Origin of the sequence: Sagittula sp. NFXS13 (assembly GCF_040148795.1) — a bacterium.
Lineage (GTDB): Bacteria > Pseudomonadota > Alphaproteobacteria > Rhodobacterales > Rhodobacteraceae > Sagittula > Sagittula marina.
In genome coordinates, this window is the sequence record NZ_JAGEMH010000009.1 from 108,098 (window position 1) to 132,290 (window position 24,193).

General features: G+C 62.0%; 18 protein-coding genes and 1 pseudogene. 10 read left to right on the forward strand and 9 right to left on the reverse strand.

The window, feature by feature from the left end; translation table 11 throughout:
* Window positions 1-11: 11 nt before the first annotated feature.
* The 3 genes from J4E08_RS16830 to J4E08_RS16840 are packed head-to-tail and all read left to right on the forward strand — an operon-like array spanning window position 12 to window position 3,343.
* Window positions 12-1,208 (forward strand): toxic anion resistance protein, encoded by a 1,197-nt coding sequence (locus J4E08_RS16830; RefSeq protein WP_349539490.1) that lies wholly within the window; start codon window positions 12-14, stop codon window positions 1,206-1,208.
* Window position 1,209: 1 nt separating this feature from the next.
* Entirely contained in the window at window positions 1,210-2,199 is a 990-nt protein-coding gene (locus J4E08_RS16835) for a DUF2927 domain-containing protein (RefSeq protein ID WP_349539491.1), read from the forward strand.
* Between the two features lie 28 nt (window positions 2,200-2,227).
* Window positions 2,228-3,343 (forward strand): SPFH domain-containing protein, encoded by a 1,116-nt coding sequence (locus J4E08_RS16840; protein WP_349539492.1) that lies wholly within the window; start codon window positions 2,228-2,230, stop codon window positions 3,341-3,343.
* A gap of 57 nt (window positions 3,344-3,400) precedes the next feature.
* On the opposite strand, the gene J4E08_RS16845 is transcribed toward J4E08_RS16840, so the two are convergent.
* Window positions 3,401-3,934, reverse strand: a complete 534-nt coding sequence (locus J4E08_RS16845; RefSeq protein ID WP_349539493.1) for a hypothetical protein — start codon at window positions 3,932-3,934, stop codon at window positions 3,401-3,403.
* 403 nt (window positions 3,935-4,337) lie between these two features.
* On the opposite strand from J4E08_RS16845, the gene J4E08_RS16850 reads away from it, so the two are divergent.
* The 3 genes from J4E08_RS16850 (at window position 4,338) to dtd (ending at window position 6,950) form a co-directional block, all read left to right on the forward strand.
* Window positions 4,338-5,471, forward strand: a complete 1,134-nt coding sequence (locus J4E08_RS16850) for a TFIIB-type zinc ribbon-containing protein (RefSeq protein WP_349539494.1) — start codon at window positions 4,338-4,340, stop codon at window positions 5,469-5,471.
* Window positions 5,472-5,610: 139 nt separating this feature from the next.
* Window positions 5,611-6,510 (forward strand): carbohydrate kinase family protein, encoded by a 900-nt coding sequence (locus J4E08_RS16855; RefSeq protein ID WP_349539495.1) that lies wholly within the window; start codon window positions 5,611-5,613, stop codon window positions 6,508-6,510.
* On the forward strand, window positions 6,507-6,950 hold the full coding sequence (dtd, locus tag J4E08_RS16860; RefSeq protein ID WP_349539496.1) for a D-aminoacyl-tRNA deacylase: 444 nt from the start codon (window positions 6,507-6,509) through the stop codon (window positions 6,948-6,950). The genes J4E08_RS16855 and dtd overlap by 4 nt, the downstream gene beginning before the upstream one ends.
* A gap of 103 nt (window positions 6,951-7,053) precedes the next feature.
* On the opposite strand, the gene J4E08_RS16865 is transcribed toward dtd, so the two are convergent.
* From J4E08_RS16865 to J4E08_RS16885, 5 genes are all read right to left on the reverse strand, one after another.
* Complete coding sequence (locus J4E08_RS16865; protein WP_183966778.1) at window positions 7,054-8,235, reverse strand: HlyD family type I secretion periplasmic adaptor subunit; 1,182 nt, start codon at window positions 8,233-8,235, stop codon at window positions 7,054-7,056.
* The gene (locus J4E08_RS16870) at window positions 8,235-10,394 is read right to left on the reverse strand and encodes an ATP-binding cassette domain-containing protein (protein WP_349539535.1); all 2,160 of its coding nucleotides are present in this window, start codon (window positions 10,392-10,394) and stop codon (window positions 8,235-8,237) included. The genes J4E08_RS16865 and J4E08_RS16870 overlap by 1 nt, the downstream gene beginning before the upstream one ends.
* A 14-nt stretch (window positions 10,395-10,408) precedes the next feature.
* On the reverse strand, window positions 10,409-11,725 hold the full coding sequence (locus J4E08_RS16875) for a TolC family protein (RefSeq protein ID WP_349539497.1): 1,317 nt from the start codon (window positions 11,723-11,725) through the stop codon (window positions 10,409-10,411).
* 81 nt (window positions 11,726-11,806) lie between these two features.
* On the reverse strand, window positions 11,807-17,071 hold the full coding sequence (locus J4E08_RS16880) for an Ig-like domain-containing protein (protein ID WP_349539498.1): 5,265 nt from the start codon (window positions 17,069-17,071) through the stop codon (window positions 11,807-11,809).
* 214 nt (window positions 17,072-17,285) lie between these two features.
* The gene (locus J4E08_RS16885; protein WP_502949290.1) at window positions 17,286-17,987 is read right to left on the reverse strand and encodes a GntR family transcriptional regulator; all 702 of its coding nucleotides are present in this window, start codon (window positions 17,985-17,987) and stop codon (window positions 17,286-17,288) included.
* A 153-nt stretch (window positions 17,988-18,140) separates the two neighbouring features.
* Between J4E08_RS16885 and J4E08_RS16890 the strand changes: the two genes are divergently transcribed.
* The 3 genes from J4E08_RS16890 (at window position 18,141) to J4E08_RS16900 (ending at window position 21,122) form a co-directional block, all read left to right on the forward strand.
* A complete protein-coding gene (locus J4E08_RS16890; RefSeq protein WP_183966760.1) occupies window positions 18,141-19,034 on the forward strand; it encodes an aldo/keto reductase in 894 nt (297 codons plus the stop codon).
* Window positions 19,035-19,043: 9 nt separating this feature from the next.
* The gene (locus J4E08_RS16895; RefSeq protein ID WP_349539500.1) at window positions 19,044-19,565 is read left to right on the forward strand and encodes a flavin reductase family protein; all 522 of its coding nucleotides are present in this window, start codon (window positions 19,044-19,046) and stop codon (window positions 19,563-19,565) included.
* Window positions 19,566-19,778: 213 nt separating this feature from the next.
* The gene (locus J4E08_RS16900) at window positions 19,779-21,122 is read left to right on the forward strand and encodes a cytochrome-c peroxidase (RefSeq protein WP_349539501.1); all 1,344 of its coding nucleotides are present in this window, start codon (window positions 19,779-19,781) and stop codon (window positions 21,120-21,122) included.
* A 14-nt stretch (window positions 21,123-21,136) separates the two neighbouring features.
* Here J4E08_RS16900 and J4E08_RS16905 read toward each other — a convergent pair whose 3' ends face one another.
* Window positions 21,137-21,595 (reverse strand): NUDIX hydrolase, encoded by a 459-nt coding sequence (locus J4E08_RS16905; RefSeq protein ID WP_349539502.1) that lies wholly within the window; start codon window positions 21,593-21,595, stop codon window positions 21,137-21,139.
* A gap of 453 nt (window positions 21,596-22,048) precedes the next feature.
* On the reverse strand, window positions 22,049-22,372 hold the full coding sequence (locus J4E08_RS16910) for a putative quinol monooxygenase (RefSeq protein WP_349539503.1): 324 nt from the start codon (window positions 22,370-22,372) through the stop codon (window positions 22,049-22,051).
* Between the two features lie 129 nt (window positions 22,373-22,501).
* Here J4E08_RS16910 and J4E08_RS16915 point away from each other — a divergent pair, with 129 nt between their 5' ends.
* Window positions 22,502-22,912, forward strand: coding sequence for a winged helix-turn-helix transcriptional regulator (locus J4E08_RS16915; protein WP_349539504.1), 411 nt, complete (start codon window positions 22,502-22,504; stop codon window positions 22,910-22,912).
* Between the two features lie 231 nt (window positions 22,913-23,143).
* Here J4E08_RS16915 and J4E08_RS16920 read toward each other — a convergent pair.
* A pseudogene (locus J4E08_RS16920) lies at window positions 23,144-24,076 on the reverse strand (IS5 family transposase).
* Window positions 24,077-24,193 lie beyond the last annotated feature (117 nt).

A 24,193-nucleotide genomic window follows, 5' to 3' on the forward strand; every position in this document is an offset into this window, starting at 1 on the left:
GAATTTTCCCAATGTCCGAGAACGTGCGCCAAGGCGCTGAACAGACGCTCCAGATGGTTGACGAAGTGAACGCCACAGTGCTGCCGGAGCCGAAGGAGGCCAATGCCATCGTTCCCATGAAAGACGCGACCTCGGAAACCTCCGAAGAAATCCGCGCGCGCATGGATGAAATCGACATGCACGATACGCAGTCCATCGTCTCTTTTGGCTCTGCGGCACAGGCGGAGCTGCAGACCATCTCGCAGGCGATGCTGACGGATGTGCGCAACAAGGACGTGGGCCCGGCAGGGGACAGCCTGCGCGGTATCGTCACCACCATCCGGGGCTTTTCTGTCTCGGAGTTGGACGTGCGCCGCGATCGCTCGTGGTGGGAAAAACTGATCGGCCGCGCCGCCCCCTTCGCGAAATTCACCGCGCGCTACGAAGAGGTGCAAGGCCAGATCGACCGGGTGACCGAGGATCTTCTGAAGCACGAGCACGCGCTGCTCAAGGACATCAAGTCGCTCGATCTGCTGTATGAAAAGACCCTGCAATTCTATGACGAACTGGCGCTGTACATCGCGGCGGGTGAGGAAAAGCTGCAGGAACTGGACAGCATCGCCATCCCTGCGAAGGACAACGAAGTCCAGAACGCCCCCGAAGGCGAGCAGGTCATGAAGGCTCAGGAACTCCGCGACCTGCGCGGCGCCCGCGATGATCTGGAACGCCGCGTGCACGACCTGAAACTGACCCGTCAGGTCACAATGCAGTCGTTGCCGTCGATCCGACTGGTGCAGGAAAACGACAAGTCACTGGTGACAAAGATCAATTCCACGCTCGTGAACACCGTGCCCCTGTGGGAAACACAATTGGCGCAGGCCGTCACCCTCCAGCGGTCCAAACAGGCTGCCGCCGCCGTGCGCGATGCCAACGACCTGACCAACGAGCTGCTGACCTCCAACGCCTCCAACCTGCGCGACAGCAACGCCATGATCCGCGAAGAGATGGAGCGCGGCGTCTTCGATATCGAAGCGGTCAAGCAGGCGAACGCGGACCTTATCGGCACCATTGAGGATTCCATGCGCATCGCAGACGAGGGCAAGGCCCGCCGCGCCAAGGCAGAGGAAGAGCTGATCAAGATGGAACAAGATCTGCGCGACACTCTTGCCTCCGCGAAGGCCGCAAAGACCGGCACAGGCGACGTGGCCGCGACCTCGGTGCCGTCCTGACATGACGACGACGCATCTGCTCCGCGCGCTGGCCCTGACCAGCCTCGCGGCGCTCGCCGCCTGCGAGACTTCGACGCTTGCTCCTCGTGAGACAGCCGTCAGCCCACAGACGCGTCCGGCGACGGTGGCCACGCCACCGCCAGCCGCGACGCCCGACCTGACGATTCAGGAGACAGCAGCCAGCCGCCCGATGGCCGCCTATTACCGGCGCGTTCAGGCGGATCTGTTGGCCCAGGGCCTGCTGCGCACCGACGGCGGCGGTCCGGATTCGCCCTTCACCGACACGATGCTGGTCCGGCACTTCATGGCCATCGCCTTGGAAGAAGAATACGTGCGCGGTCAGGGGCTGCGTCCCTCCGGTGCGAATGCCACCTCTGCGGTGAAAAAATGGACCCAGCCGGTGCGGATGACCACCGAATTCACGCCCAACGTGCCAAGCGATCAGCGCGCATGGGACGAGGCGCAGGTCAGCCAGTACGCCAAGCGTCTGGGCGGCATCACGGGCCATCCGATCACGGTCTCGGATCAGAACCCGAACTTTCACGTTATTTTCACCGCACAGGACGATCACGCGCTGGTCGCGGATCGCATCCGCGAAATCGTCCCCGGCGTGAACCCCACGGCCCTGAACCTGTTCCGCAACCTGCCACGCGGCATCCATTGTCTGGTGGTTGCCTTTGCCACGGAAAACGGCGGCTACGACTACGGCAACGCCATCGCCGTGATCCGGTCCGAACACCCCGAACTCATGCGGCGCTCCTGTGTGCACGAGGAAATCGCCCAGGGCTTGGGACTGACCAACGACAGCCCCCAGGCACGTCCGACGATCTTTAACGACGACGACGAATTTGCGCTGCTCACCCGCCATGACGAGCTTTTGCTACAGATCCTTTACGATCCGGCACTGACACCGGGCATGTCCGCCGAGGACGCGCTGCCCATCGTCCGTCGCAAAGCCGCCGCGCTCACGGGCAACGACACGCCAAGTTAAGCAAAGATTTCAGGGAAGGAGATTTTTCATGCCGATCTGGGATTTTCTCAAAGGTCAGTTCATCGACGTCATCCATTGGACGGACGACACCCGTGACACGCTCGTCTGGCGCTTTGAACGCGAAGGCCACGAGATCAAATACGGCGCCAAGCTGACCGTCCGCGAGGGCCAGGCCGCCGTGTTCGTGCACGAAGGCCAGATGGCCGATGTCTTCACCCCCGGCCTGTACATGTTGGAAACCAACAACATGCCGATCATGACGTCGCTGCAACACTGGGACCACGGCTTTCAAAGTCCGTTCAAGTCCGAGATCTACTTCGTCAACACCAACCGCTTCACCAACCTGAAGTGGGGGACCAAGAACCCGATCATGCTGCGCGACCCGGAATTCGGTCCGACGCGCATCCGGGCCTTTGGCACCTACACGATCAAGGTCGCGGACCCGGCGCTGTTCATGACCGAAATTGTCGGCACCGACGGCGAATTCACCACTGACGAAGTCACCTTTCAGATCCGCAACATCATCGTGCAGGCGTTCTCCAAGGCGATCGCGCAAAGCGGCATTCCCGTGCTCGACATGGCCGCCAATGTGGGCGAAGTCAGTGACCTGATTGCCAAGGCCATCGACCCCACCATCGCCGCCTACGGCCTGTCGCTGCCCGAACTCTACATCGAGAACATCTCTCTCCCGCCGGCAGTTGAAAAAGCGCTGGATGCCCGGACCTCGCGTGGTCTGGCGGGCAATCTCGACGATCACATGAAGTGGAAAGCCGCCGAGGCCATGGGCCAGGGTGGTGCGATGGATCAATCCATGGGCATGGGCTTTGGGGCAGGCATGGGCATGAATATGGCGCAGCAAATGGCGCAGCCCGGCCCGTGGGGCCAGCGCCCGCAACAGCCCGCGGCCAGTGCGCCGCCTCCGCCTCCCCCGCCGCCGGTGGAACATGTCTGGCACATTGCCAAGGCCGGTCAGACCACCGGACCGTTTTCCAAGGCCGATCTCGGCAAGATGGTCACGACTGGCGACTTCGACCGTGACACCAACGTCTGGACACCGGGTCAGGACGGCTGGAAGAAGGCCGGCGAGGTCACGGAACTGGCGCAGCTTTTCACCGTGATGCCGCCGCCTCCACCCCCGATGTGATCCGCCGCCAGTTCACCAGCAAGATATGAGGCCGGGGGCGCATCACCCTCTCGGCCGCTAGTCCAGTTCCAAACGGCTCAGCAGCGACGGACCTTCACAAGCGTAACTCGGAAACGCGAGGCCATCATCCCGCACCGCTGACAGTGGCGTGTAGGGGTCCACCTGACTTTCAACGATCAGCTGCTCGTCAATGCAGATGTCCTGCGCAGCAGAGCCGATGTTAAAGCCGAAACCGCCCGCGCCACAGCTTGTCCCGAAGCCGTCCATGTTCCACGCCTGCGGCATGTCCACGCCCATGCCTTCGACAAGGAACGCCTCGGCAACCGGATCGAAATAAAGTCTCCACCAGGTCTCTTCGTTCAGCAGAGCAAGGCCCCACTGACCAATGGTCTCGCCGTTCCGGGTGCCCTCGATGAAAAAACATGACACATCGGACCCGGTGACCAATGGCCCGTCGATCGCGGTTGTTTCATAGGACATTCCGCCACGTACCGCGTAGCCGCCGTTGCCGTTCCAGGCAAAACGCCAGGACACTTCGTCGGCCTGCGCCATCATCGGCGCAACCACCATTGCCAAGCAGATCAGTCTCATTCCCACGCCCCCCGTCGATACGCACACAACCTACGCGCCCAGACACCGACCACAAGCCAGCAAGGCGCCTCTACGCGGGTTTGCGCCATGCCAATAGTTCAGAGGTTAAGATGAGTTGACGTAAGGTCATTCAGGATCACATCAGGAAGGTTAACATCCGACCGGATTTCAGCCCCAAACCGGTCGGTTCACACCTTCCAAACAGATAACATCTGTTACCAAATTCTTCCGCTGTTGTGGTTTCGTCCTTCACCCCCAACAACATCTGCCACCGCACGCCGCGTTCATCTCAGCGGACGCAGCCTTAACAAAAGCCGATCCTGAACGCCGATTTACCTCTTTCGCTCCGCGCCTCACCGCTTAGGATGCCGGAAACCTGACAGCGCACCGGAGCACGCCTTTCATGACCGACACGCCGCCGCCCGCGCCCACGACGGCACATCCCACTGCGACCGAAGAACACCGCTTCCCTTGTGACCAGTGTGGTGCCGACTACCGCTTTGATCCTGAAAGAAATATGCTGATCTGCGACTTCTGTGGATCGACACGGGACGTGATGGAACAAACCGGCCCGTGGGAAGGCGGCATCAAAGAGCTCGACTTCGACGCGGCGCTGAAGAACCTTCTGCCCTTGCAGGAGATGGAAGAGATCCGCGTCACCACCTGTCCCAACTGTGCCGCGCAGGTCGAATTTGACCCGGATGTCCACGCCACCGAATGCCCCTTCTGCGCCACGCCCGTTGTCACCGACACCGGAACGCACAGGCACATCAAGCCACGGGGATTGCTGCCCTTTTCTCTGGACGAAAGCGCGGGCCGCGCCGCGATGAACGACTGGCTCGGTCGCCTCTGGTTCGCGCCGAACGGCCTTCAGGAATACGCCCGCAAGGGCCGCAAGATGCAGGGCATTTACGTCCCGTATTGGACCTTCGACGCCGAAACCCGCTCAGACTACACCGGTGCGCGCGGCACGGTTTACTATGAATCAAGGACCGTGATGCGAGACGGGAAACCGCAAACCGTGCAGGTGCAAAAGGTCCGCTGGAGACCCGCCTCAGGCCGTGTCTCGCGCTTCTTCGACGACGTGCTGGTTCTGGCCTCCAAGGCTCTGCCAAAGAAATTCACGGATGCGCTGGAGCCGTGGGACCTCTCCGCGATGGAGCCCTATCGGCCTGAATTTCTTGCGGGTTTTCGGGCCGAAGGCTATCAGGTCGACCTTGACGAAGGCTTTGTCGAAGCGCTTCAAAAAATGGACCGCCAGATTGAACGTGACGTGAAGTTCGACATCGGCGGCGATCGCCAGAGGATCAACCGCATCGACACGGATGTGTCCGACATAACCTTCAAACATGTCCTGCTGCCGGTCTGGCTGGCCGCTTACAAGTATCAGGGCAAAAGCTATCGTTTTGTAGTAAACGGGCGGACTGGCCGGGTGCAGGGCGAACGCCCCTGGTCCGCTTGGAAGATCGCGTTTGCCGTGATCCTCGGCTTGCTCGTGGCCGGCGTCATTGGATATTTCTATGCGAAGGGCGGCTAAGTAACCGAATTTCAACCTGTGTCACGCAGGCTATGGTCGCGCGACACATTGCAAAGGTTAACGCGCGCAATATTCCCTTTCTACACAGGGGCAATTTCTGATAGATAGCGCAAACATTCTCATTCAAGGACGGTTTGCGATGATCCTCTGTTGTGGCGAAGCTCTGATCGATATGCTCCCGCGCACCACTGCTGCGGGAGAAGTGGCCTTTGCTCCCTACGCAGGCGGCGCGGTGATGAACACCGCCATTGCTCTCGGTCGGCTCGGCGCCTCATCCGGTTACTTCGGCGGCGTATCGAATGATCTTTTCGGTCAGATCCTTGCCGAAACGCTCACCGCCTCGAAGGTCGATCACAGCCTCTGCCCCCGATCCGACAAGCCCACGACACTGGCATTCGTTACGCTGGTGGACGGTCACGCCAAATACGCGTTCTACGACGAAAACACGGCTGGGCGGCTGCTCGCACCCGAAGATCTCCCAAACCTCACCGATACGATCAAGGCTCTGTTTTTTGGCGGTATTTCCCTCGTCGGTGAGCCCGCGGCTGATACCTACGCAGCGCTGTGCGCTCAGGCCGACGACCGCGTCATCATGATCGATCCGAACATCCGCCCCGGCTTCATCACCGACGAAGCCCGCTACCGCGCGCGCCTCGATACGATGCTGTGCCGTGCCGACATCGTAAAGATCTCGGACGAGGATATGGACTGGCTGGGCACCACGCCCGAAGCCCTGCTCAAGAACGGCTGCGCGCTGGTGCTCGTGACCCGCGGGGTCGACGGCGTCGATGTGGTGTCGCGCGAAGGCACCCAACGCGTTGCCGCCCATAAGGTCACGGTCGTCGACACCGTTGGCGCAGGCGACACCTTTAACGCGGGCTTCCTTGCCGGTCTCGATCGCGCAGGGCTGCTCAGCCGCGAAAAACTCGCCGCCGCTTGGCTCGCAGATCTCACAGACGCCGCAGAACTCGGCGTTCAGGCGGCTGCGATCACAGTCAGCCGCGCAGGTGCCAACCCACCGTGGAGCACCGAGCTGTGAGAGCCCTTGTTCAGCGCGTTACAGAGGCCCGTGTCGATATAGACGGCACGGCCGTCGGCCAGATCGGCCCGGGCGCCCTGATCCTGATTTGCGCCATGCAGGGCGACACAAAGGCACAGGCCGACAAACTGGCTGCCAAGATTGCCAAACTCCGCATTTTCAAAGACGACGAGGGACGCATGAACCGCTCCCTGCTGGACATGGGCGGCGGCGCCCTTATCGTCAGCCAATTCACGTTGGCAGCCGATACTTCACGCGGCAACCGCCCCGGCTTCTCTGCGGCGGCCCCGCCAGCAGAAGGCGAAGCGCTTTATACCTACTTTACCCAACAGGTCGCGGCGCAGGGCATTCAGACGGCCAATGGCCGCTTTGGCGCGGACATGCAGGTCAGCCTGACCAACGATGGCCCCGTGACAATCTGGATGGACACAGACGCCTGACCTCAGCATGTCTGTACCGCGAGATATCCACGCGCGGCAGACCCGAGGAGACCGCCAAAGGCGGACGAACGAGAAACGAAGCGCGCGCCAGCGCTCATTCGGATTACGGCTCGCGGAAGGCCTCCCGCGATTTGTACAGCGGTTTCAAGAGGTACTGCAGCACCGTCTTCTCTCCCGTGTGCAACTCTGCCTGCGCCTGCATCCCCGGTCGGATCGCCATGCTCACTTGACGATCGGTCAGCGACGTCAGATCCACCCGCACCGTCACCTTGTAGTGCGGCGGCATTTCCGGGCGCTGTTCGTCCTTGAACGTATCGGCAGAGATCACATCCACCCGCCCCTTCAGCGTTCCGTAGATCGTGTAGTCGTAGGCTGACAGCTTGATCGTCGCTTCTTGGCCGGGGCGAATGTTGGCGATGTCCTCGGGACGCACCTTCGCTTCAACGAACAGCTCCTCATCCACAGGAATGATCTGCATGATCTCCTCACCCGGACGCACAACGCCGCCGATGGTGGTGACCGACAACTTGTTCACCACGCCATGCATGGGGGAGGTCAGCACCGTGCGGTTCAACTGATCCACTGAGCTTTTGAGGTTCTGCTTCAGCGTCGCAAGCTCCTTGAGCGTCTCGGAATATTCCTCGGCGCGACCCAGTTCGGTCTGCGTCACGATCTCATCGTATTTTTTCCGCGCATCCGCATCGGCCTTGCGGGCGCGGGTTACTTCGATCAACGCCACGACCTTCTTGTCGAGGAGGTTCTCCAGCAGAGAAAGCTCTTCCGCCGCCTGGTCCAGCACCTTCTGCGCACCAGCACGGCGCGAGTAATAGTCTGATTGCCGTGCCGCCAGCAGAGATTGCTCCGACGCGACCATATTTGGCAGACGCTCCCGCAAGGCCTCTGGCACATCGACAACCGAGGCCCCCGCCAGTTCGGCCTCAAGCCGCAAACGCCGGATTTCAAGCGCGGTGATCTGGTCGTTCAGGTCGTCCACCGACGACTGGAACTGGATCCCCTGCAGCCGCGCCAGTGTATCGCCACGCAGCACCTCGTCGCCTTCCTTGACCATCAGTTCCGACAGGATGCCGCCTTCGAGGTTCTGAATGATCTGCGGACGCGAGGAGGAGATGATCTCGCCATCGCCCCGCACGATCTCATCCAGCCAGGCCATGGATGCCCAGATGATGAAGCACCAGACAGTAATCGCGCACAGCCAGATGGTCATCGACGGCCCGCGCATCCGTCCTGACAACTGCCGTTGCAGGTTGGTCGACGATATTGCCATCACGCGGCTCCCTTGCGCAGATGCGCCAGAACCTGATCCCGCGGCCCGTCCACGGCCATGCGCCCGTGGGCAAGGATCATTGTCCGCGTCGCCAGTTGCAGGATCGGCACCCGGTGCGTTGCAATGACCGCAGTGCGCCCGGCCAGCCATGTTTCCAACCGCGTGATAAGCGCCTTTTCCAGCGTCTGGTCCAGCGCGGCGGTTGGTTCGTCCAGCAAGCAGATCTGAGGATCCTGCAACCAAAGCCTTGCCCAGCCGATGGATTGACGCTGCCCGACAGACAGCCCTTCGCCACCATCATGGATGTCGAGGTCCAGGCCCTTGGGATGTGCCCGCACATATGGTCCGAGGCCTGCGAAATCGAGCGCCTCCATCAATCGGTCGTCATCGCGCTCCAGCAAGGACAGGTTCATGTTGTCGCGCAGCGTGCCGTGAAACAGACGCACGTCCTGGCCAAGATAGCCGATACCGCGTCGCAGATCCTTTGGCTCGATCTGCGTCATCTCGGTGCCGTCAATCAGCATCTTGCCAGAGGCGGGCGCATACAGCCCGGTCAGCATTTTCAGCAACGTCGATTTCCCGGACCCATTCGCCCCGAGCACGGCCAGCACCTGCCCCGGCAGGATCTGCAGCCCCTTGAGATCCAGCACCGCAGCGCCTTCGGGATCATAGCGGTAGGTCACGGCGTCCAGCTCGAACTTGCCCTCAAACCGTTCCCGCCGCAGATAGGTCCGCGTCGCGGAGCGGTCCTGCGGCACATGCGCGATCTTGTCCAACCCATCGAGCGCGGACTTCACGTTGCCCCAGCGCGCCATGATACCCGACAGTTGCGTCAGCGGGGCCAGTGTCCGCGAACACAGGATACCCACGGCGATGATGCTGCCGACGGTGAAGTCCCCGGCAAACACAAGGTATGTCCCGGTGATGACTGCCGCCACATACGTCGCCTGCTGCATCCCTTGGGACCAGAAGCCCAGGCTCGCAGCCAGCTTGCGCTGGTCCGATGATTTGAGCGCCTGCACGGCGGTCAGCTCTTCCCACAAACGGACAAAACGATCCTCTGCGCGCTGCGTCTTGATCGTGTCCAGTTCGACCACGGCCTCTTGCAGCAAACGCGACATCTTGGTTGAGGCGCCCTGCATTTCCTGTGTCAGGCGGATCATCTTGCGCTGCATCAGCAGGCCCGGCACGACCATCAGGACACCGCCGATGATCAGCACCCAGACGACTGACCCGGCAATGGACCAGACCAGCAGCAAGAAGACGAAGATAAAAGGTATATCCGCCAGCGCCCCGGCCGTGGAGGCGGTAAAGAACTCCCTGACCGACCCGAACTCCCGCATGGAGCTGAACAATTGCGCGGGCGACCGGCCCGGCAGATCGGACCTCATGCCCAGAAGCCGCTTCATCAGCAGGTTCTGCACGCCAAGTTCAATCTGGCGCCCTGCCCCATCCAGCAGTTGCGACCGCGCAACTTTCAAGAACGCCTCCAGCAGCAGCGCCAAACCGGCGCCTGCGGCCAACACCCAAAGCGTTGCCTCGGACTGGTGCGGGATCACCCGATCATAGACCTGCAAGGAAAACAGCGCCACGGACACGGCCAACAGGTTCGCCACGAAAGAGCCGAGGGCGACTTCGCCGAACTGCTTGGAAAATCTGCCGAACTGCCCCCAGAACCAGTGCTTTTCACGATCAACCTGCGCATGGGTCTCCGCCAGGAGTGACACCGGCGCCTCGGCCCGGATCAACTGCCCGCTGAAGTAACGCCCAAACTCAGCCACGCTCACTTCGGACTGACGTGACACCGTGGTGGTGTCATAGATCATCAGCTCGCCTGCGTCCTGGCTCAACACCAGAACCGCCTGGCCATTGGACATGACCGCGATGGCGGGCCACAGGTCGGGAACCAACTTGTCCGGCTCGTCTTCCAAGGCCAGCAAACCAGCGGCCTCGGCGCCCATGCGCAAGGCAAACGCGTCGTAACTGTCATCGCAGCCGGCGTTTTGCGACAGCGCTTCAAGGATGTCTGTCGCCTTGGCCTCGACCCCCATCCGCCCCGCCAGCACGCGGATCAGATCCGCGCGCGACGTCGCTTTCTGTGAAAACTTGGAGGTCTTCGTGCTGGACTTCGGAACCGCCTTGCGGACCGCAGCAGCCATCTGCAGGACTTGGCTCAAATCGAAGCTCCCTCCGCCAACGCGCCCCGCAGGCGTGACAGTTCAAGCTCCGCACGGGCGGCTTTGTACTTCAGCTGGATCTCGGTTTCGAGCGCCCGGGCAAAGGTCTCGTAGGTGCCGACCACATCCATCACCTGACGCTGGCCGCCTTCAAATTGGCGCTGGAACAGCTCAAGGTTCTGTTTCGCCGCTTGCCGCAGGCCAATCGCCTCTTCGGCCTGGCGGCGGTAAGCTGTCAGCTTCGATTGCTGACTGGCGATGTGACGCGCGGCGATTTCACGGGACTCGGCGACTCTGCGATCGGCGGTTTCCTTGGTGGCCTCGATCGCCTTGAACTCGGCCATGGTGCCCAAGCCGAACAACGTGTCGGTGGTCACTTCAAGACCACCCCCCATCGTGCCATCACGATCAATCGACCCATTGGCGGCGAGGCCCGGCAAATGGCTGGCGCGGGCGATGCGTGCCTCTGCCATGGCCTGCTCCCGCTCTGCCCGCGCGCGCAGCACGCCGAGCGGCTCACCCGCTTCGGCATCGCGTACCTGGCCAAGGCCACGCAGGTCGGACAGGGGCCGTGCGGACATCGCGTTCAGCTCCGCCAAGGCGGTAGACGCGGCCTCCTGGGCCTCCCCGGATCGCGCACGGATCGACGCCAGTTTTTGTTGCACAACATTGAGGTTGGACATGTCCGACACGCCGCCCTGAACCCTCTGTTGCATCACCCATTCAAATCGCGCCATGTCGTCGTAGGCGCGGTTCAAATGTGTCGCCAGATCACGGTTTTCCTCAGCCGTCACATACAGGGACAGCGCATCATAAACGCGGCTGTTGCCATCCTCGACCAACTGAACGGCGGCGCGTTCCACGTTGGCCTTGGCCAGATCGCGTTCCGCCACTTTGCGCCCGTTGTCAAAAAGCACCTGATTTATGACCAGTTGCGCCACCACATCGCCAAGCGATGTCAGCGAGATGTTCGGTCCGATGCGCGGCATCCAGTTCTTTTGCGCGGCCTCGGCCCGCAACTGCGCCACGCGCAACTCCGCAGCCGCCACACGGGTGTCGGATGCGATCACCGCGTCGGCAACCTGTGAATAGGGCGTGCCCGAAATGATCACCGTCGGGCGCGTCTGCAACGCATGGATCAGTTCAGACGCGTCCGATGGTTTCACCACGGCTTTTTGCACCGGCCCGGTGCCGGTCGGCGCCGTGGCCTCCGATCCGCGAAACCGCGAGACCGTTTCTCCCAAATCGCTCATACAGCCCGGCAGAAGCGCCAGAATAGCGATCATGCCCAAGCTTTGCCTGCTCTTGCTCATAGTCATATCCCCGTTATGGCGCGAAATTGTATTGCCGCGGGATCCGGGGCCCGGTTGATCCGGGCCTCCGGAAAATAATCGTTAAACGACCGTAGTGATGTTGGTAATATCGTCTTCGATCAGCACCGTCGTATCACCAAGGGTGAAGACGTTGTAATTCACACCACCTTCGGAATGGGTGCCTCCGGCCACTGCACCGTCAATCGTGATGCTGTCGTCGGCCCCGCCCCGGATCGCCACAGTGTCAGAGGTCGCGGACAGTTCCGCGATCTGCGACTCGGTGAGCGTCAGGTTGGAATCTTCGGCAAAGTGCAGATCGATGGTGTCGACGTTGTAGACCCGCAGCGCGCTGGCGATATCGTCAGACATCTGTACCTGGTTCGTGGCGGGATCGTCCGTCACGAGGTAGGCCCCAGAGGTGTTGCCCGCCGCATCGGTCGACGCCAGCACAAGGTGCGTGCCATCGGCCACCGGCGCATCAAGGAACAGGTAAGCATCATTCCCGGACTCGACGGTGTTCGCGATATTCACCTCGGACACGCTTGCCGAACCAGACGGATTGTCCACCTGGCCAAGGAACATCGCGTCATCCGTCGCCTCGGTCCAGACCTGCGCCACACCGCCGCCAGAGCGGCCATAGCCGGTCCAGCTCAGCGTCTCGGAGGCCTCGGTGTCGATGCTCAGCGTCTGGCTGATGCTGTCGGTGTTGCCGGCCGCATCGGTCGCCGCAATGGTCACCGGTGTGTCCAGCGTGCCCGTCGGGATGGAGGAGGACGGAATGTCCACGCTCCACGCGCCGGACGCTGCGACCACCGCCGTATGCACCACACCACCCAGCGTGACCGACACGGTGGAGCCGGGCTCCACATCGCCGGTCAGGGTGATCCCCGCCTGTGCCTCTGCTGCGTTCACCACGCCATCACCCGTGGCGTTGCTGTCCATGGACAGCGCATTCACATAGGTGTCGATGGCAAAGTTCACCGTGGTCGTCGCGGTGTTGCCCGCGATGTCGGTGGTGTCCACGGTCGCCGACGTGTTCATCTCACCCGACGGGATATCCGACGCTGCAAAGTTGACCGTCCAGCTGCCATTCGCGGCCACCGTGGCCGTCTGGGTCACGCCTTCGAAGGTCACGGTAACCGTGGCCCCCGCTTCGGTCGTGCCGTTCAGGCTGAACCCATCAGAGGCCTCGTCAGCGTTGATGACATTGTCCGTCTCCACCGGATCACCGGATGCGGCGAAGTTCAGAACTTCGGTGTCCACATGCACGCTGTCTGTCCGGGTCAGCGTGTTGCCAGCGCTGTCGGTGATGGTTGCCGTGATGGCGGCATCATAGGTGCCCGGTGCGATCTCGGACCCCGAGAACGGCGCGACCCAGGTGCCGGTGGCATCGGTCAGAACCGTGTGGCTGACACCGTTCATGGTCACGTCGACCCATTGCCCCGGATCGGACGTGCCGGTCAGCACCACACCGTCAGAGGCTTCGACCATGTTGACGACATCATCGCCCTCAACCGGATCGGGGGATATGGTCAATCTGCCCGCATCCGTGTCGATCACGACGTTTTGGGTCAGGGTGTCGGTGTTGCCTGCCAGATCGGTGGTGACCGCCGTAAGGGTGGTGGTCACTTCGCCGGAGGGCAGTTGGCTGGCACTGAAACGCGCCGTCCACGACCCGTCCGCCGCCACCGAGGCTGTGACCGTGTGGCCGTTCAGCGTCAGCTGAACCGCACCGCCGGGTTCCGTGGTGCCGGTCAGCTCCAGACCGGAGCTCGCCTCGGCCGCGTTGACGACACCGTCCGCGCCGCCGGGCGTGGATGTGATGCCGAAGTTGCGCACAAGCGTGTCAACGTCGATCGTGCTGGAGGCCGTTTCAGCGTTGCCCGCCGGGTCGATGGCGTTGGCTGTCACTGTCACGGTCTGCTCGCCGGTCGGGATTTCCGATGCGGCGAACTTCACGGTCCAGCTGCCATTTGCCATGACGGTGGCGTCATGGGTGACACCCGCCATGGTGACGGTCACGCTTGCGCCCGGCTCTGCCGTGCCATTCAGCACAACCCCGTCAGAGCGTTCGGCCGCGTTGACCACCCCTTCACCCTCGACCGTATCGGTCGGGACAGTGACAAAGGTCGTCGTGTCGATGTCGACCGCATAGACGTTGCTGTCGGTGTTGCCTGCTTCATCCGTGGCCGTGACGCCGACGCTCAGGCTGGTCTCTCCCTGCGGCACGTTGGCTGCGGGGATGGTGATCGACCATGTCTGTCCGGTGACGATCGCGTTGTATTCTGCGCCGCCCACCGCAACCACCACAGAGGCACCCGCCTCGGTCGTGCCGGTCAGTTGCAGACCATCCGCGCGTTCCGCGGCGTTCACGGTGCCATCGCCTTCGACCGTGGACGGGTCCATGCCGACGTTGGTGATCGTGTCGATCGCGATGCTGATGTTTGCCGCGCTGGTGTTGCCCGCCGGATCGGTGGCGCTCACGGCGGCGGTCATGGTGGTTTCGCCCGTCGGCACAATCGCCGCCGGCACGTCAACAGACCAAGAGCCATCGGCCAGCGCCGTGGTGCTCATGCTGACGCCCGCGACCACGACAGAGATCGCCGCGCCCGCCTCGGAGGTGCCGCTCAGGGTCACCCCATCCGCACGCTCGGCCGCGTTGATGATCTGGTCGCTGTCCTCGAAGAAGCCCAGGACGGTGGTGTTGGTGTCCACCGTGACCGACCCGGACGAAGACGCGGTATTGCCGGCAAGGTCTGTGGCCGTCGCGGTGATTGTGCCGGAATAGCCCAATTCAGAGTGACCCGGCCCGCCGTCGATCAGCGAGGGACTGAAGGCGATGGACCAGGTGCCGTTTGCGGCCACCGTGGTCGTGCCCAGCGTGTTGAAGCCCGAGGTAACGACGAGTGTCGAGCCTGCTTCACCCGCGCCGGTCAGCGTTACGCTGCTGGCATATTCTGCCGCGTTGACAGTGCCATCCCCGGCGACGATGCCCGTGTTGAGCGAAACTGCCGTCGTGGTGTCGATGTCGACAGCGTAGGATTCCGTCGCGGTGTTGCCCGCGACATCCGTCGCCGCAACGCCCACGGTCATGCTGGTTTCGCCCTGCGGCACTGCGTTTGCAGGAACGGTCACCGACCATGTGCCATCGGTGACGGTGGCCTCATAGGCGGTGCCACCGACCGTCACGACAACCGAAGCGCCCGCCTCGGTGGTGCCGGTCAACTGCACGCCATCGGCCCGCTCGGAGGCGTTGACCGTGCCGTCGCCTTCGACGGTGGAGGCATTCATATCGACAAAGACAGTGGTGTCCACGGCGACGTTGATGCTGGCAGAGGCGCTGTTGCCCGCCAGATCCGTTGCCGTGACCTCTGCGGTCAGGGTTGTCTCGCCGGTGGGAATCAGAGCGGCGGCGATATTCACCGACCATGTGCCATCGGCCAGTGCCGTGGTGGTCAGGGTTTCCCCCGCCACGACCACCGAGATGGCCGCGCCCGGCTCTGCTGCCCCGCTCAGGCTTACACCATCTGCGCGCTCGGACGCGTTGATGATCTGGTCGCCGTCGTCAAACATCCCGATAACGGAGGTATTGGTGTCCACAGTGACTTGGCCAGAGGTCGTCGTGACGTTGCTCGCCGCGTCAGTTGCCGTCGCGGTGATCGTCCCGGTGTACCCCAGATCCGCATCGCCCGGACCACCGTCCAGCAATGTCGGGTCAAAAACGATGGACCAGGTGCCATCCGCCGCCACTGTGGCGGTGCCCAGCGCGTTTGCGCCAGAGGCCACGACCACGGTCGCGCCCGCTTCACCCGTGCCGGTCAGGGTCACGTCAGAGGCAAATTCCGCTGCATTCACCACGCCGTCACCCGCAAAGGTGTCGGTGTCGATGGTCAACCCCAGGTCCGTATCGACAGAGAAGTCATGCGTGATCGTGGTGACGTTGCCCGCATCATCGGTGGAGGTGATTTCCGCCGTGGTGTCATAGGTCCCGTCCGCCAGATCGGTGGAAGAGAATGTCACGCTCCACGCGCCATCAGTGCCCGCAACCACGCTTTGGGACACACCCTCAATGGTCACGACGACTTCGGCGCCGGATTGCGTTGTGCCGGTCAAGGTCACGCCCGCGTCCAGTTCCTCGGCCGAAATCAGGTTGTCCCCGGTCAGCGGCGCATTGTCCAGCGACACGGTATTGACGGTGTCGACGCGCACGGCATCGGTGACGACGGTGGTGTTGCCCATCGCATCGGTCGCTGTCAGCGTAATGTCGGTGGTATATTCACCCTCGGCAAAGACCGTTTCGTCAAAGGTAAAGGACCATGTCCCGTCTTCGGCGATGGTCTGCGTCTCGGTGTAGTCGCCGACGGTGATGGTCAGCTCTGCGCCCGCTTCGCCAGTGCCGCCAACGGTCACACCGTCCTGAAATTCCTCGGCATTCTCGACATCGCCCAAGGAAACCGTGCCTTCGGCAATCTCGATGGCCGGAGGCGTGGTATCGATGTTGTACGACGGGCCGTCCAGATCCGTCACAGTGCCGTTCGGGTCGGTCACGGTCACGGGCACATCGTCGTACGTGCCATCACCGGGGAAGCTGCCCTCTTCGAAGACCACTTGCCATGTGCCGTCGTCCCCGGACGTCCCGACAGCCGTGCTGTCACCGATCACGATCTCGACGGTCGAGCCCGGCTCTGCCGTGCCTGTGATGACCAGGACAGCTTCGTCATTGCCGCTGATGCCGTGGGTGGCGTCCGCATCGTCTACGGTCGGAGCGGTCCAATCGCCTCCACCAGAGCCGCCGCCGCCGCCACCGTCGCCTTTACCGCCGACCAGCAGTGGCAAACCCAGCAACGCACCAGCACCGCCAGCCGCCGCACCGCCACCAAGACCCAGCAGAGGCAGCGCTGCGGCCATGCCCACTTCTTCGTCTTCGTACTCGCCCGCGACCTGCGGCATGACCTCTGGATCGTTGATGAAGATAAGCTCGTCCGAGGGGCTCCATTTGCCCCACGTCTCTGTCGGGCCGTATTGCGCGAACAATGCGCCGCCTTCGGCCTCAACGAAGCTGACCTCGTTCAACTCGCCATCGGCGCTCAAGAACAACCGGCTATTCGCCGCGCCCAGCGCACCCTCGCTGAAATAATTTTCCAGCACGATCACCCGGCCATCGGACAGCGTGATCAACAGGTCATTGTCTGCGCGGTCATAGCCGCTCAGGTCCATCTGGCTCAAATTTAGGGAAATATCGTTTCCGTATCCGGCATCCAGCAGAAATTCCTGCCCTTCACCGCCCACAGAACCACGCTCCACCGTACCCGCACCGGTACGGATCACGAAATCAATCGCGTTCATGAATACACCACTCTAACCTCTGTGCCCGCCTTGTTTTTTATGCGGCAGGCTTTTTGCTCTGACTTTTTGTTACCGTAACTTCGCCACATTCGCCAGATTCAAAGTGTCGTGGCGCCCAAATGACGGGGGTCTGTGGCACGTAAGCCCTAAAACCCTTTTAACCTGTGTTGAAAATGTGGCACACACCTTAGCGTGTAAAGCGCACCGTCGCGCCTTATGTCAAACGCGCGACATAGGCAGCGACGCTTGTGTCGATCCAACCACGCGACACTTCGGCACGGCGTCCCTCCTGATCGAAACTGATCCGCGTCGCACACAGCGTCAATCCACCCGGCGCCACCCCATAGGCAAGCGGCGCCCAAGCGGGCACCTCTGCGACGCTCATGCGATCCTCGACCCGGCGCACCGTCAACCCCAGCTTGTCGCGGTAATACAGGTAAAGCGACTCGGACAGGTCAGCCCGCGTGATCCGGGGCGCGTACTCCGCATCAAGCCAGATCTCCTCAAGGATCGCTGGCACCTTGTTGAGGAAGCGCAAGCGACGAATGCGATGTGCCTCGGGGCCTCGACCAAAGGCAGGGAAATCATCCGGCTTGCGCATCCGCGTGACGTCCAGCACCTGCGCTGTGGGCAGGCCGCCGCCTTCCAACAGCTCCACCCGAAAGAAGGCATAGACCGCCTGCACATCAACCTTGGCCCGGATATAGTTGCCGGAGCCCTGAACACGCTCCAAAAGCCCCTTTTGCACCAGCACTTCCAAGGCTTTGCGCAGGGTGCCGACGGAAATGCCCAACTCCTGCGCAAAGGCCCGCTCCGGCGGCAGGCGCACGCCATCCGCCAGCCGTCCGGCGTTGATGTCGCGGATCAGCATCTCGGAAATCTGAAGGTACAGCGGCAAGGCGTGGCGGTCAGGCATCTCTGGCATGAGGAGGGTCATACCCAATGAGCTACCGCATTCCCGGATCTGTGCAATGTGAAATTCTTGGCGGCCATACCGGCCTTTCGGCATCTACCGGCGCGGGACGTGCTGTGGCAGTGTGCCGGACAGCCACGTTTCGGAGCGCCCCCAATGACACTCAACCGCGTACAATTGACCGACGAGGTCTCCCTCTCCCGCCTTGTATATGGCATGTGGAGGCTGGGCGATGACCGCGACACCTCGCCGGAGCATGTGCGCGCCAAGATCGACGCATGTCTCGATCAGGGCATCACCACCATGGATCAGGCCGACATCTACGGCGGCTACATGGCCGAGCACATCCTGGGACAGGCGCTGACCCCTGAGCTGCGCAGGAAGGTGGAAATAGTCACGAAATGTGACATCGTCGCGCCTGTGGGCCGTCACGCCAGCGCCCGCGTCAAACATTATGACACCACGCGTCGCCACATTCGTCAGTCCGTCGACACCTCACTCAAACTGATGAAGACCGATTACATCGACCTGTTGCTGATCCACCGCCCCGACCCGCTGATGGATCACCTGGAAACAGGCGCCGCGCTGGATGAAATGGTCAATGCGGGCAAAGTTCGCGCGGTCGGCGTCTCTAACTTTCGCCCCTGGGACTGGGAGCTGCTGCAATCGGGGATGGAGACACAGCTCACCACCAATCAGATTGAGGTCTCACTGCTGCATCACGCCCCGCTGACCAATGGCGACCTCGCCTTTCATCAACGTCAGGCGCATCCGGTGATGGCGTGGTCCCCGCTGGGCGGTGGCACGCTGTTTGCGGAATCCTCCGCCGCGCTACGCGCCCGGCTGGACCAAATCGCCCGAGAGACGAATACCGATGCGGCCGCCGTCGCCGTGGCGTGGCTGCTGCGCCACCCCGCCTGCATCCTGCCAGTTCTGGGCACAAACACCCTGAGCCGCATTGCCCGGATTGGCGACGCGCTGGAGGTTAATCTTGATCGACAGACGTGGTTCGAACTTTATACCCTCGCCCTCGGGCATGAGGTGCCCTAAGTCTGCAGCATGACAGACCACACGCCACATATATTCGACCCCGCCGATGCCGACCCCCGCGCGTTTCGCGATGCGCTTGGGCGGTTCGCCACCGGCGTTTGTGTTGTCACCTGCGCGACGCCGGACGGCCCGTTGGGCATCACGGCGAACAGTTTCGCCTCCGTGTCGCTCGACCCGCCGCTGGTGCTGTGGTCGCCGGCAAAGCAGTCTTTCCGGCACCCGATGTTTGTGCAGGCCAAGCGGTTCGCCATCCACGTCATGGGCATGGACCAGGAGGCGATTTGCAACGGCTTCACCAAGTCGGGAGACGCCTTTGACCACTGCGATCTGACCTACGACGCGCATGGCACGCCGCTGATCGAAAACTGCCTGTCGCGCTTCGAATGCACGCAGGAAGCCGCGCATGACGCAGGCGACCACACTATTATCGTAGGCCATGTAACGCGGGTCGGGATCCGTCCGGCAGGACAGCCAAGCGCCCCGCTTCTGTTCCATGCCGGGTTCTACGGACGGCTTGCCGAAGCAGATTGATTCTCTGCCGGAACGCGACATGCGATCCTTTGATTAAGCAGATTAGACGCGCACCAGACCGAAAGCGGAAACAATTCCCGCAAACAGATTAGATTTCGCGTATTTCTGTGGGTAAGTCTGGCGACATAGCCGGTAATCAAAGACTTGCCTTCAGATCACATCCAGATCACATTTTAGTCAGTAGTTCTTTCATAACTTAGTCAAAGGTCTGCCATGCCTGCGATCCACATTATTTCGACCGCCCTTGGGCGACTTGTCCGTTTTGCCTGCCTGTTTGCCGGGGTCACCGCCGCTGCCGCGCAGGCCGACACCATTGGGCCGGATGATTTCACCCGGTTTGATCCTGCGCAGGCGCGCCTTGGACAGCTTTTGTTTTACGATAAGATCCTGTCCGGGAACATGAACATCAGTTGCGCAACCTGTCACCATCACAGCCTGAACGGCACCGATGGTCTGAGCCTGGGGATTGGCGAAGGCGGGTTTGGCCTCGGGACCGCCCGGCGCTCCGCCTCCATCGGCTCGACCCGGATTCACGAGCGCATTCCCCGCAACGCCCCTGCCCTGTGGAATGTTGGCCATAAAGACCGCCACACGTTGTTTCACGACGGCCGCCTGCAGGCCGACCCCGACCAGCCGTCCGGCTTCAGGACCCCCGCCAAGGATCAGACGCCGCTCGGCCTGAACTCCATCGCTGCAGCGCAGGCGTTGTTTCCAATGACCTCCGCGGCAGAGATGAAGGGACACGCCGATGACAACGAGGTCGCCGCAGCGTTTGACGTCAGCTTCACCGAAGGCTGGCAGGTCATCACGCAGCGTGTCCGCGAAAAACCGGGCTATGAGGCCGCTTTTCGCATCGCCTATCCCGATGTGAACAGCGCCGAGGACATCTCGATCACCCATATCGTCAACGCCATCGCGGCCTTTGAAGGCACGGAATGGCAGAGTTTCGACAGCCCGTATGACGCCTACGTCCGCGACGGCACACCATTGGAGCCGCTCGCCGAACGTGGGCGCGCGCTGTTCTTTGGCGATGCCGGCTGTTCATCGTGTCACGCCGGGCCGCTGTTCACCGATCAGAACTTCTACGCTGCCGGGGTGCCGCAATTCGGGCCGGGCCGTAAATTCGACGGCAACGACCTGCCGCGCGACATGGGCCGGATGGAAACCACCCGCGACCCCGCCGACGCCTACAAATTCCGCACGCCCAGCCTGCGCAACGTGGCGCTCTCGGGACCGTGGGGCCACAACGGCGCATATGACAGCCTGCGCGAGATGATTCGCCATATGTGCGATCCGGTCACCACCCGCGCCAAGTGGTCCCCGGGCATGGCCCGCCTGCCCGACGTGCCGTGGCTGGCCAAAGACGATTTCACGATTGTCGCACACGGCGAGGAACAGCAGCGCCAGATCTCCACGCTCGACATCACACCGGTCAAGATGATCGACGCCGACATTGATGCGCTGGAGGCTTTCCTGCACGCACTCACCGGAGAAACCGCCCTGCAACGCCCGATGGGCCGCCCTGACACGGTGCCGTCAGGTCTGCCAGTCGACTGATCGAAGCGGGCGCCTCAGGGCGCCTTCTTCATGAGGTCGCGCATACCAGCCTGCATCGGGTCACGATGCAACGACATCAGGATCTCGGCCAGCTCGTCCTCAGCCACTCTTTTCGCTGCGGCTTTCGGCGTGAACCAACGCCGGTCGCGCTGTTTACGCTCTTTCCAATCCGGTTTGAGCTTCTGAACAATCATCGGATAAACACGCACCGTACAGGGCACGATGCGCCCATCCTTCATGATCTTGGGATAGCGATAGGTGCCCAAAGTCTCCGAGGCGATGTAGCCGACGGCCCCTGCCTCTTCGAGCGCTTCGATCTCTGCCGCGCGCCACGGCTTCTTGCCGTCCATTTCCCAGCCCTTGGGCATGACCCAACGGCCGGTGTCACGAGAGGTCACCATCAAAACCCGCACCCGTCCGTCATCGACCCAGCGCAGGGGCAATGCGGCAATCTGCTCTCCGATCTCAGGCATGCGCCCCTCCCGAAGCCGCAGTTTGGCAAACGCAGCGCGTGCGTCTCAGGAACTGTATATGCGACAAATGAAAAGACCGTGTCAGCGAACTGACACGGTCTTTTGATGTTGAATGCCGCGCATTTCCGACTCTTTCCGGCGAAATTTCTGAATCTTGTCAGTGAGCCGTGCCAAGCAATTCCGACCCAAATGCCAAGCATTTCCGACCCAACCGGACCTTCGGTGCCAAGGCGCAAGAAGGTTCGACATGCGCGGGAAACGGGAATGGTTCCCGGAAAGGCTGCCCTCACGTCTCCTGACGCTTCCGGCCCTCTCCGGACATTCGAGAGGTTCAGCTTTGCTGCGGCGCAGCTTCCCCGAACCGCCCCTTCATGACATCGTGCAGCGAAACAGCGCCCTTCTAAGTCAGCTTTGCGGGACAAAGCCGTCATCGTTTGTGGTACTTGGACGGCTTCACCATAGGCTCTGGCCGTTGCTGGCGGTGAAGGTCGTGACTTGCCTCTCCGAGATGTTCAGTTCACCGGCTTGTCGCAGCGTTTCCGCAAAATCCGGGCTGGCGAGGTGGGCATCCAGAGCCTCGCGGTCGCGCCAGCCTTCGGCGACATGGAACAGGCCCGGCTCCTTCACGTCCTCCGCAAACGCGTAGTGAAGGCATCCATCCTTGGCACGGGTTGGCGCAACCGAGGCGGCTGCAAGCGCCCGGAACGCCTCGGCATCGGTGGGATGCAGCCTGTAATAGCCGATCAGGGCCAGATGTTCATTGGTTTCGGATGCCATTCAAGTCTCCTTTTTTGCGTGAATGCGCGCCCGCCATGACACGCCTATGCGGTAGAGCTTCGCATATGATGAAGGCTATGCTATTGGCAAGTACTACCTATTTGGTAAGTGTTAATTTGGAGAGACCGAATGACCAGCGACAGGTTCGGATGCGGATTAGAAGCAGTGCTTGATCTCGTGTCCGGTAAATGGAAACTGCTTGTTCTTTTTCACCTAAACGGCAGCCGGCTTCGGTTCGGGGAACTGCGCCGGGCGCTTGGTTCCGTGACCGAGAAGATGCTCAGCCAGCAGCTGCAACAGCTGGTCGCGGATGGACTGGTGACCCGGATCGACTATGGGACTGTGCCGCCTCGGGTCGAGTACGAACTGACAGATCTGGGCGCGGACCTTTCGGAAGCGCTGCGGCCCCTTTGCCAGTGGGGTACGACCAACATGGACCGGATCGACAGCATTAGCCGGTCGCGCGGAATTCGGCCTCAAAGCGCACCCGAAGAGACTCTGCACGATCAAAAGAAACCAACGACACATATCCAGCCGTAAGACACGGCAGATTTGGGCACGGAGCGGACACGCGGCGCTGCAGCGGGCCGCATACACATGCCGCCCAAGTGCTCCGTCTCTTCCGGCCCAGACCCGATCTTCAGCCTTAAATCAGGATGCTGCAACGCAGTCAGTCAAAGCTGCCGTTCGCCGCGCCGGCGAACTCGGTCGGGGGCCGGCGTTGTTGCACTACCCCGGCCTGAGGCGTGACTACCCCTTTCCCCGCTGACGTCAGGCCACGCGGACGATCTCGGCGGTGCCGAGAGCGTTGAAGCGGTTCATGAGGGCGATGCGGATTTGAACTTCGGCGGTTTGGCGGTCTGGGTCTCTTGCAGCGATCCGTTCGCCGAAAGCTTTGAAGCACCGCATCTTCGCCTCGATGCGACTTCGGATATGGTAGGCCGTTCAGCGCTTCCAGAACGCCCTGCCGTAGTGACGCGTGGCGCGCAGGGTCTCGTTTCGGACTCTGGCAGCCGGACCGTCGTCCTTCCAGGGCCTGCCGTTCTTGCGGATCGGAATGATCGGGACGGCCTCGCGTTCGAGGACGGCGGTGTGACAGCGGCGGGTATCGTAAGCCCCATCAGCCGTCACCGTGCCGATTGGTTCGTCCTGAGGCACCTGATCGAGCAGCTCGGGCAGGACCGGACTGTCCCCGTCCCGGCTCGGCGTAAACTCCACGGCCCGGACGTTGGACGTGGCGGGGTCCATGGCGATATGAACCTTTCGCCACTGGCGGCGACCCTGCACGCCGTGCTTGCGGGCCTGCCATTCACCATCGCCGAGAAACTTGATGCCGGTGCTGTCCATAAGCAGGTTGAGCGGGCCATCGGCGCGGCGATACGGGATCTGCACCGCCAGGGTTTTCTGCCGGCGGCAGAGCGTAGATGCGTCTGGAACGGGCCAGTCGAGCCCTGCTTGCTGCAAGAGGGCGGCGACCATCCCTGCGGTCTGTCGCAGGGGGAGCCTGAACAGAACCTTGATCGACAAGCAGAACTGGATCGCCGCATCGGAGAAGACCGGTGGCCTGCCGGCACGACCGTCGTGCGGCGCGAGCCACGTCATGTCATTGTCGAACCAGATCAGCATCTCACCGCGCTTGCGCAGCGCGGCATTGTAGGTGGACCAGTTCGTGGTGCGGTAGCGGGTTGGCGTCGGCTTCGGCATGACGCCCTACTAACTTGCTGGATTCCGGCTGTGAATCCTCACCGGCTCAGGTTTTGCAACAACGCCTCGGGGCCCAAGGTCAGCAGTGCGGAGAGGGTGTGTGAAAACTCCCCCATT